Origin of the sequence: Falsibacillus pallidus (assembly GCF_003350505.1) — a bacterium.
Classification (GTDB): domain Bacteria; phylum Bacillota; class Bacilli; order Bacillales; family DSM-25281; genus Falsibacillus; species Falsibacillus pallidus.
Genome location: NZ_QQAY01000006.1, coordinates 120,341 through 139,165 on the forward strand (window position 1 = coordinate 120,341; position 18,825 = coordinate 139,165).

Sequence of the window (18,825 nt, forward strand, 5' to 3'; positions counted from 1 at the left end):
TTTCTGATCACTCAAATGGCGTTTCGCTGATTTCCAATGCAACTGCAAGCTTGCCGTCAAAACCGTGGCCAGCCATCAGAAGACGTCCTTCTTCATCCATTTCAAAGTGAGTCAATCCTTCAGCATAAATCCAACCGATTTCAAGCTTCAATCCTGTTCTGAACGGGCCGTCGCCGACGATTTTGCCGTGTTCATAAGTCACTTTGGCATTCCGGATATAAGCGCCTGCGGAGAAAAATCCCTCGTTAAAATGCGAGGCGTATGCGCCATTTGTCGTTTCTAAATGTATATAGACCGGCTTCCCGGCGAATTGATCAATCAAAGGCTGAACATTCCCAATTGTGATAGGTTCCATTCCAGGTCCTCCTTCTTCTGACTAAACGTCAATATCTATTACCATCTTACTAAAATTCCTTTATGAATGCTAAAACCCTGTTTCAGTTTTTTTCTTAATCAAAAAAAAGGCCCGGAGGAACCGAACCTTTTTAATATATGTGCTATTAAGGTTTATTACTCTGTTCAGACTGATTGAAAGCGTTTGTCAGTCGAGGCGCGGGTCCGATGAGGAGCGGAGTTGCCTTAAAGGGCAATGAGCATCCGAAGAGGACCCGCAACGAAGAATGCGAGCGCTTGTCAACAGTCTGAACTATTCTTGGATACGGTTGTAGGCGCCGTGCATGACAGGTCCAACGTATTCGTTTAATTTAAAGCCATGTTGGATTGCAGCTGTCACGAATTTTTTCGCTTCTCTTACAGCAGCTTCAACAGTCAAGCCGTTTGCCAGGTTGGCCGTGATGGCAGCAGCGAATGTACAGCCTGCACCATGGTTGTAGGAAGTATCCACTTTGTCAGCTTCTAACACTGTAAACTCGGATCCATCAAAGAATAAATCGACCGCGTTATCATGCTGCAGCTGCTTTCCGCCTTTGATGACAACGTTCTTAGCGCCAAGTTCATGGATCTTGCGGGCCGCTTCTTTCATATCATCGATGGATTTCAATGGTCCGTTTTGAGCCAATTGTCCAGCTTCGAACAGATTTGGCGTGACAACAAGGGCTCTAGGCAAGAGAAGTTCCCTCATGGCATCCGTTGTTTCCGGGTGCAGGACCTCATCTTCCCCTTTGCAGATCATAACAGGATCGATGACTACTTTAGCCAGGCCGTGTTCATCGATTTTGCGAGCAGCCAGTTCGATGATTTCCACAGAACCGAGCATCCCTGTTTTCATAGAGTCGATGCCAACGGAAAGAATGGTTTCCAATTGTGCCTCAACTGTGCTGACAGCCTGTGGGAAAACGTTGTGGTGCCAGTGGTTTTTAGGGTCCATTGCGACAATTGTCGTCAAAGCGGACATGCCGTATACGCCATGCTCCTGGAATGTCTTTAAATCTGCCTGGATCCCTGCACCGCCGCTGGAATCAGAACCTGCGATTGTTAAAACTTTTTTCATTGTCATGAAAAATCCCCCTTTATATTTGAAACATCTATCGGCAATTGATTATCATTGATATAGGCTATTTTCTTAAAGATTGTTGCTTTAGCATTAAAACAGGATAACTTATGCAATTTTTGCTGAAGATTTAGCTCGAAAAGAGCCTGGATACTCCAACTCAGCGCACCAGTCAGCTAGTTTAACGTTAAAATCGGCATTAAGATTTTAACAACATAGTTTACGAAAACAGCCTTGATATAAACTCTTTTTTTAGAATAAATCATTCCCAACCTAATGACAAATTTTTTTGACTATAACATATGAAGTGAAAGGGCGTGAAGCGATGAAATGGTCGGCTCTGCTGCTGGCTGGCGGTCAATCGTCGAGAATGGGGCAAAAGAAACACATGATGCAGCTGGAAGGACGCCCTATGATCGATAGGCAGATTGACCGGTTTGCCAATCATTGCGAGGAAATCCTTGTCGTTGCCAATGACGGCTTGGAAATCAGCGATGAGCATGTCAAAGTCATGCCCGATATTGAACGTTTCAAAGGGGACGGGCCTCTTGCTGGCCTATACACAGGATTGAAAAACAGCCGATCAGATGCAGTTTGCTTGATCGCTTGTGATATGCCTTTTGCTTCTGTAAAGATGGCAAGCTGGCTGTCAGAAGTGCTGGATGAAGGATATGATGCTGTCATCCCTCGTTTGAAGGGGCGCAGTCATCCACTTTTCGCCTGCTATCATAAGAGGATTTTACCGATTGTTGAAGAACAGCTTATTTTGGGTAAAAGAAAAATGCAGGATATGATTGACCGTATAGCTGCGAGAGAAGTACAGGAAAGCGAAGCGCCTGAATGGGATGCAGAGAAGCTCGAATGGATTCTTTTCAATATGAATACACCGGAAGACTACGAGACAGTACGCAGAAAGATCGAGGAAGGGGATATATTGTGAATAGCTGCAGTATTACAAGGGAACCAATCAAAGTGGAGGAAATCGCTTCACGTGTCACCCGTCCAGAGGCAGGAGCCGTTGCTCTTTTCATCGGTACGGTCAGAGAATTGACGGGGGATAAACGGACCCTTTATCTAGAATATCAAGCCTATGAAGCAATGGCTGTGAAAAAATTGGAGCAGATAAGGACGGAAATCGGGGAAAGGTGGCCGGATGCTCAAGTTGTCATCGTACATAGGATCGGCCGTTTGGAAATTACGGATATTGCCGTTGCGATTGCGGTATCCACTCCTCACCGTGACAGCGCCTATGAAGCCAACCGCTATGCCATTGAAAGAATTAAAGAAATCGTCCCCATCTGGAAAAAGGAACATTGGGAAGACGGGGAAGAGTGGATCGGAAACCAAAAAGGAACACAAGAATATAAAACCGGAAAGCCTGAGGTGACGGAAATTGAAAATTAAAGTGCTGTTATTTGCCCACCTGCAGGAAGAAGCGGGAAAAGGCGAAGTAGAGTTAGAGCTTCAAGGAGATACAGTCAAGGAATTGATGGCCGTCATGGAAAAGGAGTATCGGCTAACAAGACTCCCACAGGCCATGATTGCAGTCAATGAAGAATTTGCAGATGAAGAGACGGTGTTAAAAGAAGGAGATTCCGTTGCCATTCTGCCCCCGGTCAGCGGTGGATGAGATAAACAATAGGGATTTAAAATAGAAGGAAATCCGCAGTTGAAAGGAAGGGATTGCAGCATGGAACGGTACTCGAGACAGATAAGATTTGCCTCGATTGGAGAAAACGGCCAGAAACAACTTGCTGACAGTCATGTGCTGATAGTGGGAGCTGGTGCCCTCGGATCAAGTGCGGCAGAGATGCTTGCCAGAAGCGGCGTCGGCAGGCTCACAATCATCGACAGGGACTACGTGGAGGAAAGCAATTTGCAGCGCCAGCAGCTGTACGCCGAAGAGGATGCAGAGATGAAATGGCCAAAAGCTGCAGCCGCAGAAAAAAGACTCGGACAGATCAATGGATGGATCGATATTCAATCGATTGTAGGGGAAGCAGATCCGCAGACGCTTGATAAACTCGCAGCAGAAGCAGATCTCATCATTGATGGAACAGACAATTTTGAAACAAGATTCATCATCAATGACTGTGCTTACAAACACGGGATTCCATGGATTTACGGAGGGTGCGTCGGGAGCTTCGGCATGGCCTATACGATGCTTCCCGGAAAATCTCCATGCCTTCATTGCCTGTTGAAGCGGGTTCCCGTCCAGACAGAGACGTGTGAAACGGCGGGGGTCATCGCCCCGATCGTTCAGATGGTCGCTGCTCATCAAACAGCAGAAGCTCTGAAATTGTTGACAGGGAATCAGGATGCCGTGGCAGGGCAGTACCGCTCCTTTGATTTGTGGCACAACCAGTACATATCAGTCAAAACAGACTCCATCCATGATGAGGCCTGTCTCACGTGCGGCGAATCCCCGTCCTACCCGTTTTTAGAAAAGGAAAATGCCATGAAAACAACGGTCCTTTGCGGAAGGAGCACGGTGCAAGTGAGGCCGGCTGCACCGAAGGAACTGAACCTGCAGACAATGGCGCTGCAAGCGAGAAAAGCAGGATACGAGATAAGTGGGAACCCATACCTGCTGTCAATAGAAACAGGAGAGAACCGAATCGTCGTGTTCCATGACGGAAGAGCACTCGTGCACGGAACCTCAGATGAGGCCCAGGCAAAAAAACTATATCAATCGTTGATCGGATAAATCACAAAAAAGGATGCAGCCTCCAAGCTGCATCCTTTACTGCTTTCTTAATAAGTGTGTGTATTGTTCATCTCATGCGCTTCCTTTGAAGCAACCAGCACTAGCTTACCCTTATCGAGTTCAGATTCGTAGCGATCCGCTTCCACCTCTGTCACACCCAATGAACGCATCTTAGAGCGGAGTTCATCCCCGCGGGAGCGGAAAAGATTCCCGAAAGATTCAAAAAGGCCCTGCTCCTTGAAACTAACATCACCTGTATCCGTAGCTTCCGTCAAATCCTCTGAACGATCACGATTATGGGCGAAAATATAGATTTCTTCCTCGCCGTAGCCCTGGCTTTTCAGTGCCTCTACCGTATTGACCGCTTCTACACCATTTTGTACGACCTCAACTTTATACATGAATAATTTCCTCCTCGTATTATCGTTTTCATTTATTGTCAGGAATTTAAAAAACGTATTACATATATAACCCAATCATTTTGACTTTAAAACCTGGCCGTCATTTCCAGCACCCTTAAGCTTCCCCATCAACAAGCGAAACGTGGTATGGTAGAAGAAGAAATTCAAGCATTCCTTATTAAGGAGGCGAAAGAATGATACCTCGATTGAATAATGACTGGGATAGCCTATTGTCCCAGGAATTTGAAAAGGACTATTTCAGGAGATTGGAACAGTTCCTTGGTGAAGAATATGAAACTCAGAACATTTTTCCGGCAAAAAAAGACGTGTTTAACGCCTTAAAATATACTCCCTATCATAATGTCAAAGTCGTCATCCTTGGCCAGGACCCATATCATGGGGAAGGGCAGGCGCATGGGTTGAGTTTTTCCGTCCTCCCCGGAGTGGCAACCCCGCCTTCTTTAAGAAATATATTTAAAGAACTGAATGCAGATACAGGTGCGGAAATCCCTGCCCACGGCTTTCTTAAGAGCTGGAGTGAACAAGGGGTCCTGCTGCTGAATACCGTTTTGACGGTAAGGAAAGGACAGGCCCATTCCCATCAGAAAAAGGGGTGGGAGACCTTCACGGATCAAATCATTTCCATACTGAATGAGCGGGAAAAGCCTGTCATCTTTTTACTTTGGGGGAAGCCTGCCCAGAAGAAAATGGATTTAATAGATTGCGAGAAGCACGTGGTACTGACCTCGCCTCACCCAAGTCCATTGTCAGCGAGAAAAGGATTTTTTGGCAGCCGCCCGTTCTCCAAAATCAATCATCTTCTTATGGAACAAGGGGAGGAGCCGATTCAGTGGGGAATTCCAAAAACTGATGAAAAATGACAAAATTTTACTTGTTTCACGTGGAACATGTCGGATGAGGGGATATGAAGATGAATGATGCAGGAAACCAGATTAATTGTTTTAAGTGCCGCTATTTCTTCGTCACATGGGATGCAAAAAGTCCAAGAGGGTGCAAAGCCTATGGATTTAAAAGCGCCCTTGTTCCTTCAAAAGTGGTCAAGCAGGCTTCAGGGCAGGAATGTCTGAAATTCATGCCTAAATAAGCTTGTGAGGGAAGGATAGGAAGCATGGAAGATGGGGTACAATGGAGGCGTAGAGGTCAATCATTGAATGGGTTGTGAACAATTCATGTCATCTGGCAGGATGACCTATTAATAATAGATTGTGAAAATGTATAATAATGGGGTGTATTGATATGAGCATTACATATCCAGTTCTGTTGAAAAAACTGGAGCAGGAATTGGCGTCTGCCAAGAATGCAGGAAGTACGAGTCAAATGAGGGAATACGTTGCATCGATGAAGACGCTCTGCGAGTTGATCCTTGAAAGCGGGGATGGACTTGAAGAGAGGCCGGCTTCACAAAGTGCAAAAATCATTCCTTCACAAGCAGGGATGCAGAGCTTTAGGCCGCAGCAGGAGCCTGTCAGGAATGTGCAGGTCGAGCAGTCCAAACCGATGAATACGGATGACGGCGCCAACGGGGATTCCATCTTTGATTTTTAAACGGAAAAAGTAATTTTGTAATTGAAAGATATTTAGGAAGAGGAGTGGATGAAGGGTGAAGGCATTCATTATTATAGGAGCCATCAATGCTTTCCTTTCTGTCGCATTGGGAGCATTCGGGGCGCACGGTCTGGAAGGAAGGCTGCCTCAGAAATATATGGACACATGGCATACGGCCGTCCAATATCAAATGTTCCATGCGCTGGGAATCATTGCGATTGGAATTCTTGCAGGGAACTACGCATCAAGCCAGCTGTTATCATGGTCAGGGTGGCTGATGCTGATCGGGATCATCCTGTTCTCAGGAAGTCTATATGTACTTAGCCTGACGAAAATCAGCGTCCTCGGTGCCATTACACCGATAGGCGGTTTAGGATTTCTTGCGGCATGGATTCTATTGATCGTCTTTGCAGCTAAAGCTTTATAAGAAATGCATGAAAAAACCCGGTTTCTTCGCAGAAGCCGGGTTTTTGCTGTATCACCTTGGAGAATAGTGGGACAGACCGCCACCGCCTCCAAATGGATATTGATACTCAATTTCTTCATCAAACGTGATGTAATCCAAGTAGATCATCGGAAGCAAATAGCGAGTTCCGGTCTGCGGATCACTGATGATAAGATGATCCCTTCCGGCAGCCTCGATGATTCCTTTGAACGTTTTTTCCTTTTTGTTTTCAAACGTCATGTATACTGTAGCTAATTTTCCTTTGTTCAGCCTTAGAATGTTTTCAATATAAGATTCTTCAGCAGGCAGCATCCCGGGCACATTTGTCCCTTTCATTGGAGCATTCGCCGGAAAAGGAACCTGCCCTTGCCCCTGGCTTTGGCCGCCTGTTTGAGGATATCCCCCTCCATAATAAGGTTGCTGCTGCTGGCCATATCCTTGCTGCCATGACCCGTCATAACCATACATCTTTGGATTGTATTGCTGGCTCACTTCGATCCCTCCTGAACGGAATTAATAGACACTTGAACAGCTTGCCTTTGTAGGCTGGAAGAAGCAATGGGATTTATACCTGCCGGAGTTGGGCTGGTTATACCATTGTGCAGGACAATCGCCTGCGGGTCTGAAATACCACAAGGAGAAAGTAGCCGGATCATACCTTGCCCCATTGATGGACTTTCTTGCCAGACTGATTTCTTTATCCCGTGCCCGCTGATAAAAGTATCCTTTCTGGACAGCTTCAAACCCTCCTGGACTCTGATAAATCATCTTTTGAAGGCTGGTGATATCTTTGAAGTCCAGGCAATCAGCTCTGACGCGGTTCACTCCCACATTTCCCACCATCAGCATGCCGAGCCCGCCTTCCCCCTCAGCTTCAGCTCTTAACAATCTTGCCAAAAGTTTAACCTCTGCCTCGTTATAAGGAATGACAGCCATTATTTCACCTCTTCTTTCGGGCGAAACTATGAATGGTTGCTTATTTTTCACTATTTCATATGTATGAGCCGGGTAAGGATGTTATGACAAAAAGAAAGAGCCCGGCAAACTGTCGGACTCTTATACTTTGGTATCAAATTGTAAATTACACGTGCAGGAAGGATGCGATTTTATCTTCTGAAAGGAAGTTGCCGACGAAGAATGCACCGAACTCGCCGTAGCGTGCACTGACTTCATCGAAGCGCATTTCATAAACAAGCTTTTTGAATTGAAGAATGTCATCTGCAAATAGTGTGACGCCCCATTCGTAGTCATCGAAACCGACAGAGCCTGTGATGATCTGCTTGACTTTGCCTGCATATTGGCGCCCGATCATGCCGTGGCTTCTCATGAGGCTTCTTCTTTCCTCCATTGGAAGCATGTACCAGTTGTCGTTTCCTTCGCGGCGCTTATCCATAGGATAGAAGCAGACATGCTTCGCCTGCGGCAGTGTCGGGTACAAACGTGCACGCACATGCGGGTTCTCATAAGGATCTTCGTCAGAAGGCAAGTAGTTGCTCAATTCTACGACAGAAACATAAGAGTATGCAGGAATCGTATATTCCGCAATCTTTAATTTATTGAATTCGTTTTCCAATTGATTCAATTCTTCCATGGTAGGGCGAAGAATCATCAACATGAAATCGGCTTTTTGGCCGACAATTGTATAAAGGGCATGACTGCCGTTTTGATTTGCCTGTGTATCATTCAACTTATCCAAGTAGCGGTGAAATTCGACAATTGCCGCTTGGCGCTCATCGCTTGAGAGCGTTTTCCAAGTAGACCAGTCCATTGTGCGAAAATCATGCAAAGAATACCAACCATCCAATGTTTGAGCTGCTTCAGCCATTGAAATCACTCCAGTCTATTATTCCAATTTCATCCTAACTATATCATAGTTTCGCCAATGATATTGTGTACAAAACCTGAATGTTTCATATGAATGGAAAAAAGTATAGAGCTTCCTGAAAGGGGAAAGATAGGGGAGTGATACATAAAAATATGGACCAAAATTCCGAAAACAAAGACTTTTAGGATGTAAACGATACCATTCATCCTTTTTCTTGAAATTTGATAGTAGTGGAGTATGCTAATGGGTAAAGGCAACCAAGGAGGAACCAGAATGAGCGACTTATTTACAGGTTTAAAAGAAAAAGTATCAGGTCAAAACGTGAAAATCGTTTTCCCGGAAGGATTGGATGAACGCATCTTGGCAGCAGCAGGACGTCTTGCATCTGAAAACATCCTTCAGCCGATTCTCGTAGGGGATAAAAGCCAAATCGAAGAAAAAGCAGGCGAACTGAACGTATCATTGAATGGCATCGAAGTATTCGATCCAAAGACGTACGAAAAAATGGACGAGCTGGTAGCTGCTTTCGTTGAACGCCGTAAAGGTAAAGCAACAGAAGAAGATGCACGCAAAATCCTATTGGACGGAAACTACTTCGGGACAATGCTTGTGTACTTGAAGCTTGCAGATGGACTTGTGAGCGGTGCAGCACACTCTACAGCCGACACAGTGCGTCCAGCTCTTCAAATCATCAAAACAAAAGAAGGCGTACGCAAAACTTCCGGTGTGTTCATCATGGTGCGCGAAGATGAGAAGTACGTGTTCGCTGACTGTGCCATCAACATTACACCTGACAGCCAAGACCTCGCTGAAATTGCAGCGGAGAGCGCAAAAACAGCAGAAATGTTCGATATCGAACCACGCGTTGCGATGTTGAGCTTCTCTACAATGGGTTCTGCAAAGTCCCCTGAAACGGAAAAAGTAGTGGAAGCAGTCAAGATCGTAAAAGAAAACAACCCTACACTTGTGGTTGACGGCGAGCTTCAATTCGATGCAGCATTCGTTCCATCAGTCGGCAAGAAAAAAGCTCCGAATTCCGTTCTTCAAGGAGATGCAAACGTATTTGTATTCCCAAGCCTTGAAGCAGGAAACATCGGATACAAAATCGCTCAGCGCCTAGGCGGATTCGAGGCAGTCGGCCCAATCCTTCAAGGCTTGAATGCCCCTGTAAACGACCTTTCCCGTGGATGCAACGAGGAAGACGTCTATAAACTGGCATTGATCACGGCAGGACAATCCTTATAATTTGTACGACGGCCGGATTCCTAAAGGAGTCCGGTTTTTTAGTATCGATGAAGCTTAAGTTCAGCAATGCAATTATGATATGATAATGGGACGAAAGAAGAATTTGTGACCAGGTCATTAAAGGAGAACAACGGGATGAATGCGATATCACTTTTACAGCAAGAAGAATGGAGAATCATTGATCAATCCAGCCTCGGACCGTTATTTGGGGCGCTGCAGTCCTTTGCCATGGATGATACTTTGTGTACATCCGCAGGATCGGGGAATTCCCCGTCGGTGGCTCGTTCATGGGTCCATCATCAGACAGTCGTGCTCGGAATCCAGGATACGAAGCTGCCATATCTGCAGGAAGGTCTCCAGCTGCTCGAAAAAGCCGGCTTCCGCCATATTGTAAGGAATTCCGGAGGGCTTGCCGTTGTTCTTGACCAGGGAGTTTTGAACCTGTCACTCATCTTCAAGGATACGGAAAAAGGAATTGATATTAATAGAGGCTACGATGCGATGTGGGAAATGGTGAAAGAGATGTTCTCCGACTTTCCACACGTCATCGAGGCCAAGGAGATTGTTGGATCCTATTGCCCGGGAAGCTACGACCTCAGCATCAGCGGCAAAAAGTTTGCGGGCATTTCCCAGCGCCGCCTCCGCAATGGGGTAGCTGTCCAGATTTATTTATGCGTGGATGGCAGCGGGAAGGAAAGGGCTGAACTGATCCGCCGTTTTTATGAAATTGCCAAAAAAGGCGAGCAGACCAAATTTGACTATCCGGACGTGCAGCCTGAGGTAATGGCTTCTCTTTCGGAGCTGTTCGATACCCCGTTGACTGTGCAGGACGTGATGCTCAGATTCTTGAATACGCTGAAGGAAAGAAGCGGCAAGATCTATGCGAGCCAGCTGGCAGGAAAAGAGCTGGAGTGGTACGAGGGCTATTACTTAAGAGTTGTCGCACGGAACGATAAGATATTAGGGGATCTATAAACGTTAAAAAGGGAAGGCGTATTTGGCGCCTTCCCTTTGCTGTTCCCCATAAGTTCCCGGAATTTCCGCGATCCAGCTCCAGCGCCCAGCCCCTCGAGTCATAAGCCGTCCCTCTACGGAAATCAGGATTTCCTTCGAGTTCCGTCTTATGCTGGTCGGGGCTGTTCAGGGCGCTTCCGCTTTTCTATGATCCAGCTCCGCCGGCTAAAGGCTAGGAGACTTCGCTCAGCACACTTACGATAAGTCATCATCGATTCGCTAAAGCTCATCGTGATTCCTTTATCTCGTGGTGCTGCGCTCCAGTCTCTACGCCTTTGAACAAGCCGGCTCCGCTTTTCTATTTACTCCGCTACCTTCTCCAAGTTCCCATTTCGGTCCATCTTGAATTTGGTGGCTGGGCGCTCTTCTTCTTCGAACAGGACCAGCTTCCTGGCGCGGTTCATGATTTTCATGAGGGTTTCGTAGTCTTCCTGCATGATATCGGTATTGTTTTCGAGCTGTTTTATTTTGTTTTCAAGCTCCTGGTTTCTCCTCTTTAGTTCGTTGTTCTCCATCTTGATTCTCTCATTCTCATTTTTCAGTATTTCTGTCTGATAGTGAGACGTCTTCAAGGTATGAAGATAGGCTATGACTTTATCGAGTGACATAGTTCCATTGGATGACGGTGCCGGCGACTGATAGGAAGGCATCATCGGCGCCTGTGGAGCAGGTGGTGCTTCATTATAGGCTGGTGCCTTTGCTGCAGGTGCAGCTTCTTCAGTCTTTTCTTCAGTCGTGCTCTCCACGTGTTCTTCCACTGGGACGGATTCGAAAAACTCTTCTGCTTCCTCTGCCATGTAGTCTACCGGATCTAAAATCTCGATAGGCGGTGTAGGCGGCTGATAGAGAAGCTTTTTCTTGCCGCTCTGTTCTTTGCCAAGCAGACGGTTGCGCTGCTTCCGTTGTTTCTTGGCTAATTGCAATGCCTTTTCGTATTGGTGCCTGACGACGGCATTCCAGCGAAATCCACAGGCGGCAGAAGTCCGGTTCAGTTTGTCCCCGACCTCTTCAAACGCGTTTAACTGCGTGCTTCCTTCTCTTACGTGCCTTAGTACCGTTTCAGCCAATAATAAATCATTTTCTTCTGTCCATGCATCTTGTCTTGTTTTCATTTTCTCAACCCCTTTAATCCATATCAAACTTGCTTTCTTACTAAAAGCTTGGACAAAATCGGTGAGTTTTATACCAATATGTGAAAAAAGATGATAGTTTGCCAATATCTAAATAGTATTTTTGTAAAATAGAGCGTTTTTTTCACCGGCAACGCCTGTGGAATAAGGTTTTTGCATGGATTTATCACCGGGAATACGCAGTATACTGGAAAGGAGTTGTCCTTGCATTGAGGGGTAAGAAATTGTAAAATACCCTTTAGCTATTAGATTTAATGGACGAAAGGATTGTCGGATTCATGGCTAACGAATTCAGGATTTGCGACGATTGCGACGCTGTAAACTTGAAAACCCTCATTCCGAAACTGAAAGAAATAGATTCTGAAGCAGAGATACAAATCGGCTGCCAATCATATTGCGGACCCGGCCGTAAAAAGACATTTGCGTTTGTCAATAATCGTCCGTTAGCGGCCCTCTCGGAAGAAGAATTGATGGTAAAAATCTGTACGAAGTTGAAAAAGTAGCATAAATCGCCTATCCAAAACGGAAAGGTGATTTTTTTGTCCGATAGTTACGCTGTCAATATGAAAACCCGAACAGGCATTCGTTTTTTTTTGGCAAAAAATTTTTTTATTCTGACAAATCGCGCCGTCGCTGGGTTTTGTCGCATCTGGTCATTTTTTGCCAGATTTGGAGATGTTCTCTTGGGGAAAACTCGTTATAATGGAGACATGTTGATTAGAGAAGAGGATAACGAAATGGATTATGCCAGACAAAAATTAAAAGAGGAAAAAGTGTTCAAGGACCCTGTCCATAGATACATACATGTAAAGGATCAAGTCATCTGGGATTTGATCGGGACGAAAGAGTTTCAAAGACTGCGCCGCATCAAGCAGCTTGGAACGACCTACCTGACGTTTCATGGGGCAGAGCACAGTCGATTCAATCATTCCTTGGGAGTTTATGAGATCATCCGCCGCATTGTGGATGATGTTTTTGACGGCCGTCCGGAATGGAATGAAGACGAACGCCTTTTATCATTATGCGCGGCATTGCTTCATGATTTGGGACACGGGCCATTTTCCCATTCGTTTGAAAAAGTTTTCCACTTGGATCATGAAGAATTCACTCAGGAAATCATATTGGGAAATACAGAAATCAATAAGGTCCTTAGCAAGATCCACAAAAGCTTCCCGAAAAAAGTGGCAGAAGTCATTGCCAAAACCTATGAGAATAAGCTTGTCGTCAGCTTGATTTCAAGCCAAATCGATGCTGACCGCATGGACTACCTTCAGCGCGACGCCTATTTTACAGGTGTAAGCTACGGCCATTTTGACATGGAGAGGATCCTTAGGGTCATGAGGCCGAGGGAAGACCAGGCTGTCATTAAATACAGCGGGATGCATGCGGTGGAGGACTATATCATGAGCCGCTATCAGATGTACTGGCAGATATACTTCCATCCGGTTACGAGAAGTGCCGAGGTCATCTTGACGAAAATCCTCCACAGAGCCAAGGATCTTTACAAGACAGGCTATAAATTCAAGCAGGACCCGATTCATTTCTATTCTTTGTTTGAAGAAAAAGTGACCCTTGAAGATTATTTGAAATTGGATGAAGCGGTCATCCTGTTCTACTTCCAGATCTGGCAGGAAGAAGAGGATCCGATACTAAAGGATCTAAGTGAAAGATTCATGAATCGTAATCTATTTAAATATGCAGAGTTCGACCCTGCGAAAGAATATAAGAAACACAGTGAACTCGAAGCCTTGTTTAAAAAAGCAGGCATCGATCCGGAATACTACCTGGTGGTTGACTCTTCATCAGACCTGCCGTATGACTTTTACCGTCCAGGCGAAGAGGAAGAAAGGCTGCCGATCCACTTATTGATGAAAAACAATGAGCTGCGCGAGCTTTCAAGGGAATCCGCCGTAGTGGATGCCATCTCAGGAAAGCGCAGGACGGACCATAAATTATATTATCCGGCTGATTTATTAATGGATGATTCAACGAAGCGCGCAACCAAGAAACAAATCCGTACCATATTGGAGTTATAATAAAAAATTCATTGGCAACAGGACGGAACTTACAAAGCATTAAATAGGAGTAGGAGATGACGTAGCCTTGTTGAAAGATCACGCGAAATTGATGAGTGCCTTTGCTGCCTCTGGAGAGATTATCGGACGCAAGAAATTACAGAAAATGATATTCATTTCTAAAAAGTTGGCATTTCCTTTCCAGGAAAAATTCCAGTTCCATTTTTACGGTCCTTATTCCGAAGAATTGACCCTGCGCATCGAGGAACTGTGCAATATGGGATTTATAAATGAAGTCAAAGAGAAAAAAGGCGGATACTACCAATACCGCTACAGCATGACAGAAGCAGGAGAGGATTTCTTAAAGCATTACACCCACGAAATGCCTCAGCTTGATGAATGCCTCACGTTTATGAATGATCAAAGCTCCCGTTTTCTTGAACTTGTGTCGACCGTCCTTTATTTTGACAATCTTCCAAAAGAAGAAGTGAAAGAAAAGGTGTTCACGCTGAAAGAAAAGCAGCGCTACACAGAGGAAGAAATTGAGGAAGCCTATCAATATATCGAAAACCTGAACAAGATGGCCAAACCGCTCCAGTAGCGGTTTCCCAGTCAGATCATGCCACAGTCCCTGATGCTGTGGTCTTTTTTTATGGAGAGTGAAGAAAAAAGAACCTTCCACATAGTGGGAAGGTTCTCATCGGTGTATGGCAGCCAATCAGTCGTTATCGCTCATTCTTTTGCCGGCCACTCCGTAGTGGTTCTTGCTCATTTCTTCGATGAACACTGTTACGTTTTCTTTCGGTGCGCCAGTCGTTTCGCTGACAGCATCCGTTACTTTAGCCACCAAGGCTTTCTTCTGATCCTCAGAACGGCCTTCAAGCATTTTTACAGTTACATATGGCATAGGGGAGTCTCCTTTCGTCATTTACATCAAAAGTGTATTCCTTTTTTTCAGGACAGGCAAGAAGAAAGCAGTTCCAATCCGGTGCAGCAGAGTGTATACACCAAGAATTTTAGACATACTTATTTTATAAGGATTGCAGAATAGATGATGATTGAAGCTGTTTTTTGTATACTAGAAGATATGAAGAGAAATTGAGTCGCCGAAGAGAGCGAATGCTACGGCGAATAAAAGGAGTTAAATTTGTGTTAAATAATTTTTTAGCGTTTCCATTAAAGGAAATACCGATCATTGCGGCGGTATTGATCATTGCCTTTTCGGTTCATGAGTTTGCCCATGCCTACACTGCCTATAAATTTGGGGATTCAACAGCTAAGGACCAAGGCAGGCTGACACTGAATCCCGCGCAGCATCTCGATCCGTTGGGGACGATCTTTATGTTCGTTGCAGGATTTGGATGGGCGAGGCCGGTGCCGGTCAATCGTTTTCATTTTAAAAACCCAAGGCTTGCAGGGGTGATAGTCTCCTTGATGGGGCCGGTCAGCAACTTCCTCTTGGCACTGATTGGGTATGCGATTCTGTATTTTTACGTTGTGACAGGGACATCAGCTGATTTTCCAGGCTTCATCCTGCAGTTTCTAAATTATTTTGTCTGGATCAACCTCGTGCTGTTTGTCTTCAATCTGCTGCCGTTCCCGCCGCTTGACGGTTACCGCATCATTGAAGACCTCGTGCCGCCGAGGACAAGGGCGAAACTTTCCCATTACGAACAATATGGAGCGCTGATATTTTTAGTGCTGGTCATCATTCCGCCGTTGAACAGCGTAACGATCAGTCCAATTATCGGCTATGTGCCCGAACTTTTCTTAAGAAGCTTCCAAACGTTGTTTTCGTTATTTCAATAGAATTTGATAGAAGTTGAGAGGAGGATTTTTAAATGGAACAAGAAAATAAGAAGAAAAAAGTAGGCTTTAATATTATTAAAAATGATCCGACAGACGGCCATAAAGGATATGGAATTGGGGCGCTCAGCCTTGAAAATGTATCACCGGTCATCATCGACGTCGATGAAGAAAGCGCACATGTAGATATCGGAGCGATGCATGCCCGCAGTGCGGTTGAACGCGGGATCAAGTTTACGCCGAACCGTGAAGATTCAAAAGGTGGAAAGCCCTTTTGGCTCGTGTGGGTAACCATCGACCATAAAGAGGATGGCCCATATTATGCAGGGGTGACTGCCTGTGAAATGACGATTAACCGTGAAATCAGGAGAGGGTACAAATCCCTGCCTGAGCATGTGAATAATATGGATAAATCTTTGAAGCGCCAGATCATTGTGGATCAAATGGATGACAAGTCCAAACGAATCCTGAAAGAATTCCTTAAAGGGCACAATGAACAGCTTTGGTACAATTCCAGCGATGAGCTGAAAAATAGCCTGAATGGTTAAATTGAAATAAATCCCATAAATGTGTACAAAATATGACAGTTGTTTGAATTTTATAAGGACGTCTTGCCCTAAGACTGGAAAAAAAGTAAAATTTTAATTACGGTTTTGCACATGTGAAACTAGGACGCGAAAAACCTCGAGGCCGCACACCTCGAGGTTTTTTATTTGGCAATTTGTCCAGCTACAGCGGCTAGAGGCTGGGAGGTTTCCCTCAGCGCGCTTACGATAAGTCAACATCGATTCGCAGATGCTCATCGTGTTTCCTTTATCTCGCAGCGCTTCAGTCCAACCTCGGCGCCTCTATGCAGCCGCTTCCGCTTTTCTAATTACCAAGGAAATATCTTCTTATACCAAGGTTCTTTCTTTTCCTGAGCCTTTTTCTCCGCTTGCGGCTCATCAGGTTTTTCAATCGGATTGGAAAGGTGCAACTGGCAATATTCCGTAGGCTCCTTCCCTTCCTTGAAGTAAGTCAGCCTCGCTCTCGGACAGTCTTCAGTCGCCAACTTGCCATTCTCCGGATCCACTTTGACCCCTACAACACCTTTCGTTGGCTTGAATGCCTTGATCGGTTCATCCTTCAATGCGCTTTCCATAAAACGAATCCAAATATTCTTCGCATACAATTTGTCTGCCGTCAGTGTGATGGGCTGGCCGTTGTCATATCCAGTCCAAACCCCGGCAGTCAGTTGCGGGGCGAAACCAATCATCCAGGAATCCGAATCAGTGGTGCCGGATTTGCCTGCATAGGGACGGGTGATTTTATTCAGGATCGTGGTCCCGGTTACGCTCGCATACCCATTCAATTTCGGATCGAACATGCCCTCCATCATATGGGTAAGGACGAAATCCGTATCCTTATCAAGGACTTGATCATGGGAACTATCATTTTCATAAATGACATTTCCCTCGTAATCTTCAACCTTGGTAATGAAGGTCGGCTCAATTTTTTTGCCTCCGTTGGCAATCATGCTGTAGGCATTGACCATTTCCGTCACATGGACACCGGATGTGCCGAGTGCAAGGGAAGGAACCCTGGCCAATTTGGATGTGAGTCCGAATTGCCTCGCTTCATTGACAAGTGTATCGATTCCAAGGAATAAGTGCGTTTTGACGGCTACAACGTTATCCGAAAGGGCAAGTGCCTGGGCAAGCGTGATCTCGCCGTTTGCATAATTGTTATTGAAATTATGCGGTGTGTAGTCAGGCCGCTTTTCATCAAAATGGAACGTGGTCATTTCACTTCTCATCGTTGTTGAAGGGGTAAAGCCTTTTTCGAGCGCCGCATAATACAAAATCGGCTTCATCGTAGACCCTGGCTGGCGCAATGCCTGAACGGCCCGGTTGTAGGAGCTTTTTACGTAGTCCCTTCCGCCGATGAGAGCTGTGACATATCCATTCTTCGGATTCATCGCAGCAAATCCGACCTGGATATCGGAATGGTCGGAAACCGTTTCTTTTACTACTTCCTCGGCAATCTTTTGCTGCTTGATGTCCAAAGTGGTATAGATGCGCAGTCCGCCGAATTCAATGGTCCTCTCATCAAGTCCAACTTTATTTTTCAGTTCCTGCTTGACTGCATCATAGAAATAAGGAGCGATCTCAGCATGTTGAATCGGGAATTTTCCTGTGAAAACGAGCTTTTCACTCATGGCGGTTTGTGCCTGCTTCTTTGAAATCAAATGCTGGCTGGCCATTTCAGAAAGAATAGTTTTCTGGCGTTCTTTCGCCCTTTCATAGGAAACGAACGGCGAATAGATGCTCGGCCCTTTTGGGATCCCTGCAAGCATGGCCGCTTCGCCAAGCGAGAGGTCTTTCGCCTCTTTATTGAAGTAGTAGCGGCTGGCTGCCTCGACGCCGTAGGCACCATGGCCATAGTAAATCGTATTCAAATAGCCTTCCAGGATCTGATTTTTGGAGTAGTTCCATTCCAATCTGATCGTATAGAGGGCTTCGCTGATCTTCCGGTTCCACGTTTTATCCCGTGTCAGATATAAGTTCTTTGCGTACTGCTGGGAGATCGTGCTGGCCCCCTCGACTTTTGCCATTGCTTTTACATCTGCCAGAAGTGCACCGGCAATCCGCTTATAGTCGAACCCGTGATGTTCATAAAAGTTCCGGTCCTCGATGGCGACCGTAGCCTCAGTTAGATAAGGAGAGATTTCGTCGAGGTCCACCCAATATCTCTTTTGGCCATTGTTGCTCTCGCCTATGATCGTCCCATCGTTGGCATACATCAATGAGGATTGCTGAACGGATAGGGGAGGAGGCCCCTGGATTTTTATATAAATAAGCATGCCTGCCAAAAAGAGCATGAACAGGATAGTGAAAAATCCGCCGATGAATAAAAAGGCACGTACATATTTAATGGTTCTTTTCAGCCGAGGCCGTACAACTTCCATTTTCCTCACCCCCGTTTTGTTGAAAACTATCTATTTTGCTCCGGCGCCAAGCGAATGGCCGGAGACATTTCCGAGTCGTTTTTTAACAGTATGAGAAAATGGAAGAAGTTTTAAACACGCTATCTATGAAAAATTAAAAATCCCCTTGCAATTTTGCTAGATTCAACTATACTTTTTGTGATGTTTGTATTTTTAGTGTTAGGGAACCATAATTACAAAAGCGGAAGCGGCCTATGTCTAGGACATGACCGTTTTTTGAATGATAAAACAAAAT

Annotated in this window: 24 protein-coding genes; 15 read left to right on the forward strand and 9 right to left on the reverse strand. The window is 45.4% G+C overall.

All coding sequences use genetic code 11. The features are described 5' to 3' along the window. Nucleotides 1-7: 7 nt before the first annotated feature. Both DFR59_RS11780 and pdxK read right to left on the reverse strand, forming a co-directional pair. Nucleotides 8-355 carry a YojF family protein gene (locus tag DFR59_RS11780; protein WP_114745841.1) on the reverse strand — a complete coding sequence of 116 codons (348 nt, stop codon included), beginning with the start codon at nt 353-355 and terminating at the stop codon, nt 8-10. Between the two features lie 291 nt (nt 356-646). After that, nucleotides 647-1,456, reverse strand: a complete 810-nt coding sequence (pdxK, locus tag DFR59_RS11785; RefSeq protein WP_114745842.1) for a pyridoxine/pyridoxal/pyridoxamine kinase — start codon at nt 1,454-1,456, stop codon at nt 647-649. Nucleotides 1,457-1,775: 319 nt separating this feature from the next. Between pdxK and mobA the strand changes: the two genes are divergently transcribed. From mobA to DFR59_RS11805, 4 genes are read left to right on the forward strand one after another with little or no spacing between them, the layout of a single operon-like run. Next, entirely contained in the window at nt 1,776-2,390 is a 615-nt protein-coding gene (mobA, locus tag DFR59_RS11790) for a molybdenum cofactor guanylyltransferase (RefSeq protein ID WP_114745843.1), read from the forward strand. Next, entirely contained in the window at nt 2,387-2,854 is a 468-nt protein-coding gene (locus DFR59_RS11795) for a molybdenum cofactor biosynthesis protein MoaE (RefSeq protein WP_245948470.1), read from the forward strand. Before mobA ends, DFR59_RS11795 begins: the two co-directional genes overlap by 4 nt. Next, entirely contained in the window at nt 2,844-3,080 is a 237-nt protein-coding gene (gene moaD / locus DFR59_RS11800; RefSeq protein WP_245948471.1) for a molybdopterin converting factor subunit 1, read from the forward strand. Before DFR59_RS11795 ends, moaD begins: the two co-directional genes overlap by 11 nt. 60 nt (nt 3,081-3,140) lie before the next feature. After that, entirely contained in the window at nt 3,141-4,157 is a 1,017-nt protein-coding gene (locus tag DFR59_RS11805) for a ThiF family adenylyltransferase (protein ID WP_114745845.1), read from the forward strand. 47 nt (nt 4,158-4,204) lie between these two features. On the opposite strand, the gene DFR59_RS11810 is transcribed toward DFR59_RS11805, so the two are convergent. Then, on the reverse strand, nt 4,205-4,558 hold the full coding sequence (locus DFR59_RS11810; RefSeq protein WP_114745846.1) for a YflT domain-containing protein: 354 nt from the start codon (nt 4,556-4,558) through the stop codon (nt 4,205-4,207). Nucleotides 4,559-4,752: 194 nt separating this feature from the next. On the opposite strand from DFR59_RS11810, the gene DFR59_RS11815 reads away from it, so the two are divergent. The 4 genes from DFR59_RS11815 (at nt 4,753) to DFR59_RS11830 (ending at nt 6,551) form a co-directional block, all read left to right on the forward strand. Next, entirely contained in the window at nt 4,753-5,439 is a 687-nt protein-coding gene (locus tag DFR59_RS11815; protein WP_114745847.1) for a uracil-DNA glycosylase, read from the forward strand. Between the two features lie 50 nt (nt 5,440-5,489). Beyond that, nucleotides 5,490-5,663: a uracil-DNA glycosylase gene (locus DFR59_RS11820; protein ID WP_114745848.1), complete on the forward strand. Its 174-nt coding sequence runs from the start codon at nt 5,490-5,492 to the stop codon at nt 5,661-5,663. 152 nt (nt 5,664-5,815) lie between these two features. Beyond that, nucleotides 5,816-6,124, forward strand: coding sequence for a YwdI family protein (locus DFR59_RS11825; protein WP_114745849.1), 309 nt, complete (start codon nt 5,816-5,818; stop codon nt 6,122-6,124). 55 nt (nt 6,125-6,179) lie between these two features. Then, nucleotides 6,180-6,551: a DUF423 domain-containing protein gene (locus DFR59_RS11830; RefSeq protein ID WP_114745850.1), complete on the forward strand. Its 372-nt coding sequence runs from the start codon at nt 6,180-6,182 to the stop codon at nt 6,549-6,551. Nucleotides 6,552-6,602: 51 nt separating this feature from the next. On the opposite strand, the gene gerQ is transcribed toward DFR59_RS11830, so the two are convergent. From gerQ to hemQ, 3 genes are all read right to left on the reverse strand, one after another. After that, nucleotides 6,603-7,037: a spore coat protein GerQ gene (gene gerQ, locus DFR59_RS11835; protein WP_114745891.1), complete on the reverse strand. Its 435-nt coding sequence runs from the start codon at nt 7,035-7,037 to the stop codon at nt 6,603-6,605. A 45-nt stretch (nt 7,038-7,082) separates the two neighbouring features. Beyond that, the gene (locus tag DFR59_RS11840) at nt 7,083-7,505 is read right to left on the reverse strand and encodes a cell wall hydrolase (protein WP_114745851.1); all 423 of its coding nucleotides are present in this window, start codon (nt 7,503-7,505) and stop codon (nt 7,083-7,085) included. Nucleotides 7,506-7,650: 145 nt separating this feature from the next. After that, nucleotides 7,651-8,394: a hydrogen peroxide-dependent heme synthase gene (gene hemQ, locus DFR59_RS11845; protein ID WP_114745852.1), complete on the reverse strand. Its 744-nt coding sequence runs from the start codon at nt 8,392-8,394 to the stop codon at nt 7,651-7,653. A gap of 273 nt (nt 8,395-8,667) precedes the next feature. Between hemQ and pta the strand changes: the two genes are divergently transcribed. Together pta and lipL are read left to right on the forward strand one after the other, a co-directional pair. Next, nucleotides 8,668-9,639 carry a phosphate acetyltransferase gene (gene pta, locus DFR59_RS11850; RefSeq protein ID WP_114745853.1) on the forward strand — a complete coding sequence of 324 codons (972 nt, stop codon included), beginning with the start codon at nt 8,668-8,670 and terminating at the stop codon, nt 9,637-9,639. 135 nt (nt 9,640-9,774) lie between these two features. Next, entirely contained in the window at nt 9,775-10,614 is an 840-nt protein-coding gene (gene lipL / locus DFR59_RS11855; RefSeq protein WP_114745854.1) for an octanoyl-[GcvH]:protein N-octanoyltransferase, read from the forward strand. A gap of 341 nt (nt 10,615-10,955) precedes the next feature. On the opposite strand, the gene DFR59_RS11860 is transcribed toward lipL, so the two are convergent. Continuing rightward, nucleotides 10,956-11,765 (reverse strand): RsfA family transcriptional regulator, encoded by an 810-nt coding sequence (locus tag DFR59_RS11860; protein ID WP_114745855.1) that lies wholly within the window; start codon nt 11,763-11,765, stop codon nt 10,956-10,958. A 296-nt stretch (nt 11,766-12,061) separates the two neighbouring features. Between DFR59_RS11860 and DFR59_RS11865 the strand changes: the two genes are divergently transcribed. From DFR59_RS11865 to DFR59_RS11875, 3 genes are all read left to right on the forward strand, one after another. Next, complete coding sequence (locus DFR59_RS11865) at nt 12,062-12,286, forward strand: YuzB family protein (RefSeq protein WP_114745856.1); 225 nt, start codon at nt 12,062-12,064, stop codon at nt 12,284-12,286. A 234-nt stretch (nt 12,287-12,520) separates the two neighbouring features. Beyond that, complete coding sequence (locus DFR59_RS11870; protein ID WP_114745892.1) at nt 12,521-13,819, forward strand: HD domain-containing protein; 1,299 nt, start codon at nt 12,521-12,523, stop codon at nt 13,817-13,819. A gap of 67 nt (nt 13,820-13,886) precedes the next feature. Beyond that, nucleotides 13,887-14,399, forward strand: coding sequence for a YwgA family protein (locus DFR59_RS11875; protein WP_114745857.1), 513 nt, complete (start codon nt 13,887-13,889; stop codon nt 14,397-14,399). 117 nt (nt 14,400-14,516) lie between these two features. Here the strand turns inward: DFR59_RS11875 and DFR59_RS11880 are convergent, their stop codons facing one another. Further along, entirely contained in the window at nt 14,517-14,705 is a 189-nt protein-coding gene (locus DFR59_RS11880; protein WP_114745858.1) for a 2-hydroxymuconate tautomerase, read from the reverse strand. Between the two features lie 212 nt (nt 14,706-14,917). Between DFR59_RS11880 and DFR59_RS11885 the strand changes: the two genes are divergently transcribed. Then, on the forward strand, nt 14,918-15,607 hold the full coding sequence (locus DFR59_RS11885) for a site-2 protease family protein (protein ID WP_114745859.1): 690 nt from the start codon (nt 14,918-14,920) through the stop codon (nt 15,605-15,607). 32 nt (nt 15,608-15,639) lie between these two features. Continuing rightward, entirely contained in the window at nt 15,640-16,152 is a 513-nt protein-coding gene (locus DFR59_RS11890) for a YwhD family protein (RefSeq protein WP_114745860.1), read from the forward strand. A gap of 326 nt (nt 16,153-16,478) precedes the next feature. On the opposite strand, the gene DFR59_RS11895 is transcribed toward DFR59_RS11890, so the two are convergent. After that, on the reverse strand, nt 16,479-18,551 hold the full coding sequence (locus DFR59_RS11895; RefSeq protein ID WP_114745861.1) for a transglycosylase domain-containing protein: 2,073 nt from the start codon (nt 18,549-18,551) through the stop codon (nt 16,479-16,481). Nucleotides 18,552-18,825: the final 274 nt, after the last annotated feature.

Coding starts and splice junctions, on each gene's coding strand:
- DFR59_RS11780 (WP_114745841.1), bottom strand. CDS start 355: ATGGAACCTATCACAATTGGGAATGTTCAGCCTTTGATTGATCAATTC.
- pdxK (WP_114745842.1), bottom strand. CDS start 1,456: ATGACAATGAAAAAAGTTTTAACAATCGCAGGTTCTGATTCCAGCGGC.
- mobA (WP_114745843.1), top strand. CDS start 1,776: ATGAAATGGTCGGCTCTGCTGCTGGCTGGCGGTCAATCGTCGAGAATG.
- DFR59_RS11805 (WP_114745845.1), top strand. CDS start 3,141: ATGGAACGGTACTCGAGACAGATAAGATTTGCCTCGATTGGAGAAAAC.
- DFR59_RS11810 (WP_114745846.1), bottom strand. CDS start 4,558: ATGTATAAAGTTGAGGTCGTACAAAATGGTGTAGAAGCGGTCAATACG.
- DFR59_RS11815 (WP_114745847.1), top strand. CDS start 4,753: ATGATACCTCGATTGAATAATGACTGGGATAGCCTATTGTCCCAGGAA.
- DFR59_RS11820 (WP_114745848.1), top strand. CDS start 5,490: ATGAATGATGCAGGAAACCAGATTAATTGTTTTAAGTGCCGCTATTTC.
- DFR59_RS11825 (WP_114745849.1), top strand. CDS start 5,816: ATGAGCATTACATATCCAGTTCTGTTGAAAAAACTGGAGCAGGAATTG.
- gerQ (WP_114745891.1), bottom strand. CDS start 7,037: ATGTATGGTTATGACGGGTCATGGCAGCAAGGATATGGCCAGCAGCAG.
- DFR59_RS11840 (WP_114745851.1), bottom strand. CDS start 7,505: ATGGCTGTCATTCCTTATAACGAGGCAGAGGTTAAACTTTTGGCAAGA.
- hemQ (WP_114745852.1), bottom strand. CDS start 8,394: ATGGCTGAAGCAGCTCAAACATTGGATGGTTGGTATTCTTTGCATGAT.
- pta (WP_114745853.1), top strand. CDS start 8,668: ATGAGCGACTTATTTACAGGTTTAAAAGAAAAAGTATCAGGTCAAAAC.
- lipL (WP_114745854.1), top strand. CDS start 9,775: ATGAATGCGATATCACTTTTACAGCAAGAAGAATGGAGAATCATTGAT.
- DFR59_RS11860 (WP_114745855.1), bottom strand. CDS start 11,765: ATGAAAACAAGACAAGATGCATGGACAGAAGAAAATGATTTATTATTG.
- DFR59_RS11865 (WP_114745856.1), top strand. CDS start 12,062: ATGGCTAACGAATTCAGGATTTGCGACGATTGCGACGCTGTAAACTTG.
- DFR59_RS11870 (WP_114745892.1), top strand. CDS start 12,521: ATGGATTATGCCAGACAAAAATTAAAAGAGGAAAAAGTGTTCAAGGAC.
- DFR59_RS11880 (WP_114745858.1), bottom strand. CDS start 14,705: ATGCCATATGTAACTGTAAAAATGCTTGAAGGCCGTTCTGAGGATCAG.
- DFR59_RS11885 (WP_114745859.1), top strand. CDS start 14,918: ATGCTACGGCGAATAAAAGGAGTTAAATTTGTGTTAAATAATTTTTTA.
- DFR59_RS11890 (WP_114745860.1), top strand. CDS start 15,640: ATGGAACAAGAAAATAAGAAGAAAAAAGTAGGCTTTAATATTATTAAA.
- DFR59_RS11895 (WP_114745861.1), bottom strand. CDS start 18,551: ATGGAAGTTGTACGGCCTCGGCTGAAAAGAACCATTAAATATGTACGT.